We start from the raw sequence: 12,368 nt of genomic DNA, 5'->3' as shown, positions 1-12,368 counted from the left end.
CGCTCAGAGCCACAGCTCCAGCAACGGGTCGGGCTTGGGCCGGAAGCCGAGCGAGGCGTACAGCGGCGCGCCCTCCACGGACGTGGTGAGCTGCACCCGGTCGGCGCCGCGCTCACGGAACCAGCCGAGGAGCGCGTCCATGCACGCGCGCGCGTACCCGCGCCGACGGGCGTCGGGGTCGGTGGCGACGCTGAAGACGTAGCCGACGGTGCCGAGGGGGTTGCCCGCCCGGCCGATCCGGTAGTCGAGCGTGCCGGCCACCAGCGCGGCCAGCGCCCCGGGCCGTTCCGGATGGTCCACCACGAAGGCCGTGAAGTCCCCCTCCCGCTCCGCGAGCCTCGCCCGCAGGGTGGGGAGGGACCCGGCGTGCCAGTCGGTGGACCGGTCGGCCCGGGACATCGAGTCGATCATGACCTGGCGCAGCCGCAGCACTTCCGCGGCGTCCTCGGGCTCGGCCCGGCGTACGAGACTCATACCGGGCACGCTAGCCACCGCGCCCCCGGCCCGTCGTGCCGTTTTCCCCACACCGCTTTCTCACCGGAGCCGCTTGCCTGGAGTGCACTCCAAGGCCATAGCGTTGGGGGCATGACGGTGATGCAGACCACGCCAGCGGCCGCCGGGGGAGCGCCCCCCGCCGACATCTGCTCCGCCCCGCCCCGACGCCACCCCCGCCCCGACGGCCAGGACCGCTACACGATCAGCGAGGTCGTCGCCTTCACCGGGCTGACCGCCCACACGCTGCGCTGGTACGAGCGGATCGGCCTGATGCCGCACGTCGACCGCTCGCACACCGGTCAGCGCCGCTACAGCAACCGGGACCTGGACTGGCTGGAGTTCGTGAACAAGCTCCGGCTGACCGGCATGCCGGTGGCCGACATGGTCCGGTACGCGGAGCTGGTGCGGGAGGGCGAGAGCACCTACGCCGAGCGCCAGGAACTGCTCGAGTCGACCCGCCGGAACGTCCTGGCCCGGATCGCCGAACTGCACGACACGCTGGCGGTGCTCGACCGGAAGATCAGCTTCTACGCCACGGAGCGCTGACCCGCCGGCCGCGCGGCGCGGACTGCCGCCGCCGCACGGGCCCGTTACAGCTCGGCCAGCAACTCGGCCTTCTTCGAGGAGAACTCCTCGTCGGTGACCAGGCCCGCCTGGTGCAGTTCCCCGAGATGCCGGATGCGCTCCGCGATGTCGGCCGGGTCCCGCCGGGACGGGACCGGGGCCACCGGTACCGGGCCTCTGGTCCGCAGCGCCGCGAGGACGGCGGCGGCGAACGGCAGGGACTCGTGCACCGGCCCGTAGCCGAGGCCGAAGACGACGGCCGCCGGATCCTGGTCGGGCTGCGCGGGACGCGTGGAGCCGCCGTCGCGGGGTACCAGGCGCAGATGCCCCTCGAAGACCTCCGGCGAGCGCCACTCCACCGCGCTGAGGTCGGCGACCGGCCAACTCTGGTCCCCGGCCTTCCACTTCGCCGAGGACGCACCGGTCCAGGACCAGCGGAACTGCACGGCGGTCCCGTCGAAGGTCGCCTTCCCGTCGTACGCCTTGAACTGCAGCGGCGCCTCGGGGGCGGCCACCAGACAACGCTCGGCGGGCTCCGGCCCGGACTCGGTCAGCAGCGGTTTCAGCTCGTCGGCGTAGTACTCGGCGAGGGTCGCCCGCTCGGCCGGCAGCACCAGCCGGTACGGGTCGGAGCCCTCCCGCAACTGCCCGGCCGCCGCGTCCATCAGCGGATCGGCGCCGGGGCGCGGCCGCAGCCGCAGTACGACGGAGCCGCGTCTGCCGGGAGTGAGGGTCACCTCCTCGACCGCGGCCAGCGGGATGCGCCGCTCGCCCAGCGCCTGGAACAGCCTGGGTGTCCGAATCCCCCGTTCGTAGCGGATGAGCACGGAGTCGGACTCGAACTCCCAGACGGCATGAAAACCCGCCAGTACGTCACCCATGCGGCTCATCGTATGCGGCACGTGCTCCTCCGTCGCCACCCGCGCAGACCGCACTTCCTGCTGTTTCTACGCGCGTCCGACCGTTTTCGTGCGGGGCAGATCCGCCCGGCAGGCATCGTCTTCGTGTGCGCACGTCACCGCGTCGTACTTGCCGACGCCGACGTGCGCGAGGTTGCGCAGGCTGTCCGTGCCCGGCTGGAAGTAGCCGCTGTGCCCCTGCGCGTCATGGGCCGAGAGGACCCGCGCGCCGAACGCCGAGGACACCGGATCGGCGCCGTGGCCCAGCCCGCCGAGCTCCAGGTACGGCACGTCCTGCACCCAGTCGCTGGCGTCCCGCATCGCCCACACCCGGGCCGACGTGCCCAGACGGGAGGCGCTCGCGGCGCGCATGCCGGGGCTCGCGGCCACCGCCAGGTCGGACACCCGGCCCGGCATGCCGTGCGCGGCGACGCCGCAGACCACCGAGCCGTAGCTGTGGCAGAACATCGACACCGGCGCCCGGCCGGGCAGGCCGCGCAGCAGCGCGTTCAGCCGGACGGCGCCCTCCTCGGCGCGCAGTCCGGTGGCCGCGTCCACACCGAGTCCGTCCGGTGCGGTGTAGTCGGCCCAGGCGATCACGGCCGTGCGCGTCGAGGGGCTCTCCGTCCGCTCGGCCGCGTACAGGGCCTTGGCCATCCCGACCGGCGCGCTGTACTTGCGGTACGTCCGCTGGAAGGTGAGCAGGTCGGTGTCGACACCGGGGACGACGACGGAGATCCGGTCGGCCCTGGTGAGGTTGCCGAACACCTCCGCGACCCGGCCCGAGCCCGCGGGGTCGAAGGCGAGGATGTGCCGGCCGGGACGCATCAGCGCCTCGTAGCGCTCCATCCGCTGGCCCGCGTCCTGCTGTCCCGCCCTGCTGATCCGGTTGTCGTGCATGCGCTCGCGCTCGACCGCACGCGCCTGGCCCAGCGCGATGTGGTTGGCGCGGTAGCGCAGCTTGGCGGGGGCGCCGTTCATGTTGCCGACCGCCAGGGGATAGCGGTGGGCCAGCCGGTCGCGCTCGTGCGCGGTGAGCGAGGCGAAGAACCGGGTGAGGCGCGCGGGGGCCGCCTCGGGGTCCGGCAGGGCACGTCCGTGCAGGGTGCCGTGCTCCCACTTGTCGAGTGAGTGCTGCAGCGCGGTCGACTCCCGGTGGGTGTGCAGGGCGGTCCAGCCCGTGGTCGCGAGCATCACGAACACGACGGACAGCGCGAGCATGGCGCGCCAGACGTTGAGCGGCGGGGAGGTGTCGAAGGAAGTCACTGGGAGGACACACTAGGAGAACGGGAGGGTCTCGGGGTAACCGAGTGATGGGTATCACGTTTCGGTAACCGCCGAACGCTCCCGTGACGTCCTCAGCCCGTACGCCAGTTCCCGGTCAGTGCCGAGCCCAACTGGTCCAGGTACGAAGCGGTCAGATGCCGGATCGCCTCCAGGCTGAAGTCGTCACCCGTGCACCACTGCCGTTCGGTGACCCTCATCACCCCGCCGAACACGGCCACGGCGAGGCGCGGACGGGGGTCGGTGTCCACGTCGACGCCCTCCCGTTCGGCGAGCAGCCGCGCGATGGTCTCCTCGGTGGCCACGGAGCGCCGCAGATGCGCGGCGAGCAGCGCGGGCGTCGACTCGATGGTCCGGTACATGCGCAGGTACAGCTCCACCGGAACGGCCGACTCGACCGTCTCCTGTATTGCCTCCCAGCCCTCCAGGACCGCCTGCCGCAGCGCCTCCATAGGCGCCTCGTGCGCGGGTCTCGCCCGTACGGACTCCACGAAGAGCGCCTCCGTCATCTCCTGGACGGCGAAGGCCACCTCCTCCTTGCCGGCGAAGTAGCGGAAGAAGGTGCGCTGCGAGACGTCGACGGCCTCGGCGATCTCGTCGACCGTGGTGTGCTCGTAGCCCTGCGTGGTGAACAGTTCGAGAGCGGCCCGCAGCAGCGCCTCCCGAGTACGCCGCTTCTTGCGGTCGCGCAGCGTCTCCATCGGCCTCTCCCGTGAAATGTCCTTCCAGCTCAGGCTATGCGCTGGTGTCCTGTCAGTTACCGACTTGTGAATTGGTTTGTCAACTGTCAGCGACTGACACTAGCCTCTAAGGTATGACTAGTCAGACCACCATCGACACGACGGGGCCGGGGGACCGGGCATCGGCCGACCCGTCGGGGCCGGCCCCGGCCGCGGGGCTGCGCGGCCACCCATGGCTCACCCTCATCACCGTCGCCGTAGGCGTCATGATGGTGGCCCTCGACGGCACCATCGTGGCCATCGCCAACCCGGCCATCCAGAAGGACCTCGGCGCGAGCTTCGCCGACGTCCAGTGGATCACCAACGGCTACTTCCTCGCTCTCGCGGTCTGTCTGATCACCGCGGGCAAGCTGGGTGACCGCTTCGGCCACCGGCAGACCTTCCTGATCGGTGTGACCGGCTTCGCCGCCGCCTCGGGCGCCATCGGCCTGTCGAACAGCATCGCCGCGGTCGTCACCTTCCGCGTGTTCCAGGGCCTGTTCGGCGCACTGCTGATGCCGGCCGCGCTCGGCCTGCTGCGGGCCACCTTCCCGGCCGAGAAGCTGAACATGGCGATCGGCATCTGGGGCATGGTCATCGGCGCCTCCACCGCGGCCGGCCCGATCCTCGGCGGCGTCCTCGTGGAGCACGTCAACTGGCAGTCGGTGTTCTTCATCAACGTGCCGGTCGGCGTCATCGCCCTGCTGCTGGGCCTGCTGATCCTGCTGGACCACCGCGCCGAGAACGCGCCGCGCTCCTTCGACCTGCCGGGCATCGTGCTGCTGTCGGGCGCGATGTTCTGCCTGGTGTGGGCGCTCATCAAGGCGCCGACCTGGGGCTGGGGAGACGTCAAGACCTGGGGCTTCATCGGTGCCTCGGCGCTGCTGTTCGTCCTGTTCGCGGTCTGGGAGACGAAGGTCGCCGAGCCGCTGATCCCGCTGGGGATGTTCCGCTCGATCCCGCTGTCCGCGGGTGTCGTGCTGATGGTCCTGATGGCGATCGCCTTCATGGGCGGCCTGTTCTTCGTGACGTTCTACCTCCAGAACGTGCACGGCATGAGCCCCATCGACGCGGGCCTGCACCTGCTTCCGCTCACCGGCATGATGATCGTCGGCTCCCCGCTGGCGGGCGCCGCGATCACCAAGCTCGGCCCGCGCATCCCGCTGGCCGGCGGCATGGCGGCCACCGCCGTCGCCATGTACGGCATGTCGACGCTGAAGGCCGACACCGGCAGCGGCCTGATGTCCGTCTGGTTCGCCCTGCTGGGCTTCGGCCTCGCGCCGGTCATGGTCGGCGCCACCGAGGTGATCGTGGGCAACGCGCCCATGGAGCTGTCCGGTGTGGCGGGCGGCCTGCAGCAGGCGGCCATGCAGATCGGCGGCAGCCTCGGCACGGCCGTGCTGGGCGCGGTGATGGCCTCCAGGGTGGACAGCGAGCTGCCGGGCAACTGGGCCGGCGCGGGACTGCCGAAGCTGACCCCGGAACAGCTCGACCAGGCCTCCGAGGCGGTCCAGGTGGGCGTGGCGCCGGTGACCAAGGGCATGCCCGAGGCCCTCGTCGCGAAGATCACCACGGTCGCCCACGACACCTTCATCTCCGGCATGAGCCTCGCCTCCCTCGTCGCGGCGGGCGTGGCGGCGGTCGCGGTGCTGGTCGCGTTCCTCACCAAGCGGGGCGAGAACGCGGAGGCGGGCGCGGGCGTCGGTCACATCTGACGCCCCGTTCCATGCCCGTTCCCGGCGGAGTTCGCTCATCAGGGTGACTCCGCTCAAGATCCCTCGCTCCGGGTGCGCGCCGCAGGTCACAGTGGGTCAGGTCCTCCGCAGGGCATGCGGGGACCGCCGGGCCGCGGCGCGCGCTGCTGGAGGGGGGCAGCGCGCGCAGGTCTGTCCCGGGAAAACCGGGGTACCCGCCCATCGAGGCCGAACTGACCATGACCATGAGGGAGTTGATGATGGCTGGCTTCGGGCACGGAACGCGCGGGTACCCCCGGTCACGCGGCCGTTCGTGGCAGCGGACCGGGCCGGACCGTGCGACGCTCGGCATCATCGGTACCGTCTGCGCGGTCGCCGGATTCTTCGCACTGGGCATCATCCTCGGCCCGGTGGCGATGTTCTGCGGCTGGCAGTCCATGGGCCGCAAGTGGTCCGCAGACCGCAACATCCCGGCCGTGGTCGCCCTGGTCCTGGGTGCGATCGACACTCTGCTGTCCCTCATCGCCCTGGCGGGCGCAGCCACTTGGGGCCACGGCCTCCTCTGAGCCCGTCTCCGGCCAACGCCCGTGGCTCCCGTCGGAGCCGCGGGCGTCGTCGTCCCCGAACTGCGGCAGGCGCGCCGCAGGGGCGGCACGGGTGGGCGATGGGGGTCTCTCCCTCACTCGAGCGAAGCCGAGCGTGGGGAGGCGCCCCGCGAGCGCGGACAGGCGGAACACCGCGACGCCCACCGAGGCACGGACGACAGCGAACCCCGGCTCGGTCCGGCCCCCGCTGACGCACGGACGCGAACCCCGGCTCGGTCGAGCCCCGCGCTCACCGAGGCACGGGCAACCAGCCGACCGGGCTCGGCCGGCCGCCCGGCACCGCGGGCCCGTCCGCCCCGCACCGCACCGCGGCCAAGCCGACCCCGGCCGACCGGCGGAGCCGCCCCTCACCGCCGCTGACCCTCCCGCTCCCCGGTCAGCCGGGCCACCTCCGCCCGCAGCAACCGCACCTCCTCCGCCAGAGCGGCGATCGCCTCCGTCTGCCGCCGCTCCTCCACGTCGTCCTTCTCGAACCGCGAGATGAACCACGCCGCGATGTTCGCCGTCACCACACCGAGCAACGCGATCCCGGACAGCATCAGCCCGACCGCGATCATCCGCCCCAGCCCGGTGGTCGGCGCGTGGTCCCCGTACCCCACCGTCGTCATCGTCGTGAAGGACCACCACACGGCGTCACCCAGCGTCCGGATGTTCCCGTCCGGGGACTCCCGTTCCACCGACAGCACCGCCAGCGACCCGAACATCAGCAGTCCGATCACCGACCCCACGACATACGTCGTCAGCCGGATCTGCGGAGCCATCCGTGCCCGCCGCCCCACCAGCAGCAGCGTCGACACCAGCCGCAGCAGCCTGAGCGGCTGCAGCATCGGCAGGACCACCGCGCACAGATCGGGCCAGTGCCGGCGCACGAACTCCCTGCGCCGGGGCGCGAGCGCCAGCCGCACGAGGTAGTCCACCGCGAAGGCGCCCCACACCACCCACTCGACCCCCGTGCACAGGGCCGTCAGCGAGTGGCCCGCCGAACCGTCCACGATGGGCACGGCGTACGCGACCGCGAAGGCCACGGTCAGTGCCAGCAGGGGCCGTTGGGTGAGCCGCTCCCACCGCGCCTGCGCGGCATTCGTCTCCATGCCCGCATCGTAAAGAAGAGGTAAGGGCGGCGGAGACTCCAACTCCGCCGCCCTCGTGCCCAGCGCCCTGTCACGGGCCGTGCGGTGCTACGCGTCGCCGCCCGCGGCACCCGGATCCGCCGCCGACACGTCCAGCAGCTGGTACCGGTCGATGGCCTGCTTCAGCACGGACCGGTCGACCTTGCCCTCCCGGGCCAGCTCGGTCAGCACCCCGACCACGATCGACTGCGCGTCGATGTGGAAGAACCGCCGCGCCGCGCCCCGGGTGTCGGCGAAGCCGAAGCCGTCCGCGCCGAGGGACTGGTACGTGCCCGGCACCCAGCGGGCGATCTGGTCCGGCACCGACCGCATCCAGTCGGACACGGCCACGAAGGGCCCCTCGGAGCCGCTGAGCTTCCGCGTCACGTACGGCACCCGCTGCTCCTCCTCCGGGTGCAGCAGGTTGTGCCGCTCGCAGTCCACGGCCTCGCGCCGCAGCTCGTTCCACGAGGTCGCCGACCAGACGTCCGCCCTGACGTTCCACTCCTCGGCGAGGAGCCGCTGGGCCTCCAGCGCCCACGGCACCGCGACACCGGACGCCATGATCTGCGCCGGGACCGAGCCGCCGGTGCCCTCGCTCAGCTTGTACACGCCCTTGACGATGCCCTCGACGTCCACGTTCGCCGGCTCGGCCGGGTGCTGGATGGGCTCGTTGTAGACGGTGAGGTAGTAGAAGACGTCCTCGCCGTGCGGGTGCTCGGCGTCGCCGCCGTACATCCGGCGCAGGCCGTCCTGCACGATGTGCGCGATCTCGTAGGCGTAGGCGGGGTCGTAGGCGACGCACGCCGGGTTGGTCGAGGCGAGGAGCTGCGAGTGGCCGTCCGCGTGCTGCAGACCCTCACCGGTCAGGGTCGTACGCCCCGCGGTCGCGCCCAGTACGAATCCGCGCGCGAGCTGGTCGGCCATCTGCCAGAACTGGTCGCCGGTGCGCTGGAAACCGAACATCGAGTAGAAGACGTACACCGGGATCAGCGGCTCGCCGTGCGTGGCGTAGGCGGAGCCGGCCGCGATCAGGGAGGCCGTGCAGCCCGCCTCGGAGATGCCGTCGTGCAGCATCTGGCCGGTCGGCGACTCCTTGTACGCGAGCAGCAGATCACGGTCGACCGCCTCGTACTGCTGGCCGAGCGGGTTGTAGATCTTCGCGCTCGGGAAGAACGAGTCCATGCCGAACGTGCGGTACTCGTCCGGCGCGATCAGCACGAACCGCTTGCCGATCTCCTTGTCCCGCATGAGGTCCTTCAGCAGCCGCACGAACGCCATGGTCGTCGCGATGGACTGCTGACCGGTGCCCTTCTTCACGGTCGCGTACGCCTTGTCGTCCGGCAGTGCCAGCGGCTTCGAGCGGACGACCCGGGTCGGCACGTATCCGCCGCACTGCTGGCGCCGGTCGTGCATGTACTGGATCTCCTCGGAGTCCCGCCCCGGGTGGTAGTACGGCGGCGCGCCGGACTCCAGCTCCTTGTCGGAGATCGGCAGGTGCAGCCGGTCGCGGAAGCGCTTGAGGTCGTCGACCGTCAGCTTCTTCATCTGGTGCGTGGCGTTGCGGCCCTCGAAGTTCGGGCCCAGCGTCCACCCCTTGACCGTCTTGGCCAGGATGACCGTCGGCTGGCCCTTGTGCTCCACGGCCGCCTTGAACGCCGCGTAGATCTTCCGGTGGTCGTGACCGCCGCGGCCCAGCATCAGGATCTGGTGGTCGCTCATGTTCTCGACCATCGCGCGCAGCCGGTGGTCGTCACCGAAGAAGTGATCCCGGATGTACGCGCCGGTCTCGGTCGCGTACGTCTGGAACTGGCCGTCCGGCGTGGTGTTCATCCTGTTGACCAGCACGCCGTCCCGGTCCTGCGCGAGCAGTGGGTCCCAGGAGCGGTCCCAGATCAGCTTGATCACGTTCCAGCCGGCGCCCCGGAAGACCGACTCCAGCTCCTGGATGATCTTCCCGTTGCCGCGCACCGGGCCGTCCAGGCGCTGGAGGTTGCAGTTGACCACGAAGGTCAGGTTGTCCAGGCCCTCGCGCGCGGCGATGCTCAGCTGGCCGAGCGACTCGGGCTCGTCCATCTCGCCGTCGCCGAGGAACGCCCACACCTGCGACTTGGAGGTGTCGGCGATGCCGCGCGCCTCCATGTAGCGGTTCATCCGCGCCTGGTAGATCGCGCCGAGCGGGCCGAGGCCCATGGAGACCGTCGGGAACTCCCAGAAGTCCGGCATGGAGCGCGGGTGCGGGTAGCTGGACAGCCCGTCGGGGTACTTCGACTTCTCCTGCCGGAAGCCGTCCAGCTGCTTCTCGGTGAGGCGGTCGAGCAGGTACGCGCGCGCGTAGATGCCGGGGGAGGCGTGGCCCTGGAAGAAGACCTGGTCGCCGCCGTCGCCCTCGTCCTTGCCGCGGAAGAAGTGGTTGAAGCCCACGTCGTACAGCGAGGCGGAGGAGGCGAAGGTGGCGATGTGGCCGCCGACGCCGATACCGGGGCGCTGGGCGCGCGAGACCATCACGGCCGCGTTCCAGCGGGTCGCGTTGAGGATCCTGCGCTCGATCTCCTCGTTGCCCGGGAAGAACGGCTCGGCCCTGGTGGGGATCGTGTTGACGTAGTCCGTGCTGCGCATCTCGGGCACGGCCACGCGCCGCTCGCGGGCCCGCTCGATCAGGCGGAGCATGAGATACCGGGCCCGCTCCCGGCCGCGCTCGTCGACCGCGGCGTCGAGGGAGTCGAGCCACTCCTGGGTCTCTTCGGGATCGAAGTCAGGAACCTGACTCGGAAGGCCGCCAATGATGATCGGATTGCGATCGGATCCGGAAGCCACGCTGTTCCTTACCTGTCGGAGGGCCACTTTTTCACTCGTGCCTACACCGTTCCCCATCGTGTACCTCGGGAAGACGTACGTCATCTCTACCGTGGGGTAACCGGCACACAGGGTCGGTCAAAACGCAACGATACGCCCGGGGTGTGACAGGCTTGCCAAACTTGTTCGAGAGCCGTTCGGCCGGATGATTCCGAATGGAACAAAGCGGGCACAAGCGTGTGATGTGGGTCTCGACGAATCGGGATACGGTGCCAGGAGTTGCGCCGACACGGCCGGGATCGTCACCGTTTCGGCGGTCCGTACGGCCGGGTACTTGCGCGATCCGTCCCGCCCGTGTGGACTACGGCCAATGCTTCGCGCACGCGCGTGGCTGAGATATTCACCAAGACTGATCAGGAGGCAAACCGTGAGCGCGACCGCGGACCACGCGGAGGAGCGGACGAACCCTGCCGCCAGGCTGGGGTTCCAGCCCGGGCAGGTGGTCCAGGAGATCGGCTACGACGACGACGTCGATCAGGAGCTCCGCGAGGCCATCGAGGAAGCCGTCGAGGGCGACCTGATGGACGAGGAATATGACGACGTGGCCGACGCCGTCGTGCTGTGGCATCGCGAGGAGGACGGTGACCTCACCGACGCGCTCGTCGACGCCACGACGTACATCGAGGAGGGCGGCACCATCCTGCTGCTCACGCCGAAGACCGGCCGCAGCGGGTACGTGGAGCCGAGCGACATCTCGGAGGCCGCGACGACCGCCGGCCTGACCGCGTCGAAGAGCGTCAGCGTCGGCAAGGACTGGAGCGGCAGCCGTCTGGCGACGCCGAAGGCCGCCAAGTCGAAGAAGTGACCGTCGCCGGACCGGGCCCGAGGGCCCGGTCCGGCCGCCGCGTGCCCCCCGGTGATCGCTGCGTAGGGTGGAACCGAGCGCTTGCCGCGCTCTGACCCGAACGGCCCACCGAAGGGATGCACGACGATGGCGATCCAGGTCGGCGACAAGGCGCCCGATTTCGAGCTCAAGGACAACCACGGCCGCACCGTGAACCTCGCCGACTTCCGCGGCGAGAAGAACGTGGTGCTGCTCTTCTACCCCTTCGCCTTCACCGGCGTCTGCACCGGCGAGCTGTGCGAGCTGCGCGACAACCTGCCGAAGTTCGCCGACCGCGACACCCAGCTCCTCGCCGTCTCCAACGACTCCATCCACACCCTGCGCGTCTTCGCCGAGCAGGAGGGCCTGGAGTACCCGCTGCTGAGCGACTTCTGGCCGCACGGCAACGTCTCGCGCGCCTACGGCGTCTTCGACGAGGACAAGGGCTGCGCCGTCCGGGGCACCTTCGTCATCGACAAGGAGGGCGTCGTGCGGTGGACCGTGGTCAACGGCCTGCCGGACGCCCGGGACCTGAACGAGTACGTGAAGGCGCTCGACACCCTGTGATCCTCCGGGTCCAGGGCCTGCGGAGAGCGGGAACCCGTCACTAGGATCGGCACGTTGATCCCATATCCGAAGCACGACGGGGCTTCCCGCCCCCGAACACCACATGGAGGACCCGTGGGAGTCAGCCTCAGCAAGGGCGGCAACGTATCGCTGACGAAGGAGGCCCCGGGCCTGACCGCCGTCATCGTCGGTCTGGGGTGGGACGTGCGCACCACGACCGGCACGGACTTCGACCTCGACGCCAGCGCGCTGCTGCTGAACAACGCCGGCAAGGTCGCGAGCGACCAGCACTTCGTCTTCTTCAACAACCTCAAGAGCCCCGACGGCTCCGTCGAGCACACCGGTGACAACATCACCGGTGAGGGCGAGGGCGACGACGAGCAGATCAAGATCAACCTGGCGGGCGTCCCGGCCGACGTCGAGAAGATCGTCTTCCCGGTGTCGATCTACGACGCCGAGAACCGCCAGCAGTCCTTCGGTCAGGTCCGCAACGCGTTCATCCGCGTGGTGAACCAGGCGGGCGAGCAGGAGATCGCGCGCTACGACCTCAGCGAGGACGCCTCCACCGAGACCGCGATGGTCTTCGGCGAGCTCTACCGGCACGGCGCGGAGTGGAAGTTCCGCGCCATCGGCCAGGGGTACGCCTCCGGCCTGCGCGGCATCGCGCAGGACTTCGGCGTCAACGTCTGACACGTACGACAGCACCGGCGTCAGGCGCCGCACGGTTCCCGTGCGGCGCCCGGGGGTGCCCCC

At 70.5% G+C, this 12,368-nt stretch carries 12 protein-coding genes; 6 read left to right on the top strand and 6 right to left on the bottom strand.

Annotated elements, in window-relative coordinates; translation table 11 throughout:
- Nucleotides 1-3: 3 nt before the first annotated feature.
- Nucleotides 4-474: a GNAT family N-acetyltransferase gene (locus ACWCPN_RS01085; RefSeq protein WP_199210395.1), complete on the bottom strand. Its 471-nt coding sequence runs from the start codon at nt 472-474 to the stop codon at nt 4-6.
- A 111-nt stretch (nt 475-585) separates the two neighbouring features.
- Between ACWCPN_RS01085 and ACWCPN_RS01080 the strand changes: the two genes are divergently transcribed.
- A complete protein-coding gene (locus tag ACWCPN_RS01080) occupies nt 586-1,041 on the top strand; it encodes a MerR family transcriptional regulator (protein ID WP_451201618.1) in 456 nt (151 codons plus the stop codon).
- 44 nt (nt 1,042-1,085) lie between these two features.
- Here ACWCPN_RS01080 and ACWCPN_RS01075 read toward each other — a convergent pair whose 3' ends face one another.
- The 3 genes from ACWCPN_RS01075 to ACWCPN_RS01065 all read right to left on the bottom strand — a co-directional run bounded on the left by ACWCPN_RS01075 (nt 1,086) and on the right by ACWCPN_RS01065 (nt 3,943).
- The gene (locus tag ACWCPN_RS01075) at nt 1,086-1,940 is read right to left on the bottom strand and encodes a DUF4429 domain-containing protein (protein ID WP_451201616.1); all 855 of its coding nucleotides are present in this window, start codon (nt 1,938-1,940) and stop codon (nt 1,086-1,088) included.
- A 66-nt stretch (nt 1,941-2,006) separates the two neighbouring features.
- Entirely contained in the window at nt 2,007-3,224 is a 1,218-nt protein-coding gene (locus ACWCPN_RS01070; RefSeq protein ID WP_451201614.1) for an alpha/beta hydrolase, read from the bottom strand.
- Nucleotides 3,225-3,316: 92 nt separating this feature from the next.
- Nucleotides 3,317-3,943 (bottom strand): TetR family transcriptional regulator, encoded by a 627-nt coding sequence (locus ACWCPN_RS01065; RefSeq protein ID WP_451201612.1) that lies wholly within the window; start codon nt 3,941-3,943, stop codon nt 3,317-3,319.
- A gap of 113 nt (nt 3,944-4,056) precedes the next feature.
- Here ACWCPN_RS01065 and ACWCPN_RS01060 point away from each other — a divergent pair, with 113 nt between their 5' ends.
- Both ACWCPN_RS01060 and ACWCPN_RS01055 read left to right on the top strand, forming a co-directional pair.
- On the top strand, nt 4,057-5,676 hold the full coding sequence (locus ACWCPN_RS01060; RefSeq protein WP_451201610.1) for an MFS transporter: 1,620 nt from the start codon (nt 4,057-4,059) through the stop codon (nt 5,674-5,676).
- 236 nt (nt 5,677-5,912) lie between these two features.
- Nucleotides 5,913-6,221: a small hydrophobic protein gene (locus ACWCPN_RS01055; protein WP_199210390.1), complete on the top strand. Its 309-nt coding sequence runs from the start codon at nt 5,913-5,915 to the stop codon at nt 6,219-6,221.
- A gap of 386 nt (nt 6,222-6,607) precedes the next feature.
- Here the strand turns inward: ACWCPN_RS01055 and ACWCPN_RS01050 are convergent, their stop codons facing one another.
- On the bottom strand, nt 6,608-7,351 hold the full coding sequence (locus tag ACWCPN_RS01050) for a potassium channel family protein (protein WP_451201607.1): 744 nt from the start codon (nt 7,349-7,351) through the stop codon (nt 6,608-6,610).
- A gap of 87 nt (nt 7,352-7,438) precedes the next feature.
- Nucleotides 7,439-10,186, bottom strand: coding sequence for a pyruvate dehydrogenase (acetyl-transferring), homodimeric type (gene aceE, locus ACWCPN_RS01045; RefSeq protein WP_365123381.1), 2,748 nt, complete (start codon nt 10,184-10,186; stop codon nt 7,439-7,441).
- A 406-nt stretch (nt 10,187-10,592) separates the two neighbouring features.
- On the opposite strand from aceE, the gene ACWCPN_RS01040 reads away from it, so the two are divergent.
- From ACWCPN_RS01040 to ACWCPN_RS01030, 3 genes are all read left to right on the top strand, one after another.
- Nucleotides 10,593-11,030, top strand: a complete 438-nt coding sequence (locus ACWCPN_RS01040; RefSeq protein ID WP_199210388.1) for a DUF3052 domain-containing protein — start codon at nt 10,593-10,595, stop codon at nt 11,028-11,030.
- Between the two features lie 126 nt (nt 11,031-11,156).
- Complete coding sequence (locus ACWCPN_RS01035; RefSeq protein WP_199210387.1) at nt 11,157-11,615, top strand: peroxiredoxin; 459 nt, start codon at nt 11,157-11,159, stop codon at nt 11,613-11,615.
- Nucleotides 11,616-11,729: 114 nt separating this feature from the next.
- Nucleotides 11,730-12,305 carry a calcium homeostasis/redox stress adaptation protein gene (locus ACWCPN_RS01030; protein ID WP_199210386.1) on the top strand — a complete coding sequence of 192 codons (576 nt, stop codon included), beginning with the start codon at nt 11,730-11,732 and terminating at the stop codon, nt 12,303-12,305.
- The last annotated feature ends 63 nt before the right edge of the window (nt 12,306-12,368 follow it).

The sequence above is a fragment of the Streptomyces sp. NPDC002386 genome, assembly GCF_053593175.1.
The sequence above is the reverse complement of the archived record's forward strand: the minus strand, read 5'-3'. Positions and strand labels throughout refer to the sequence as shown.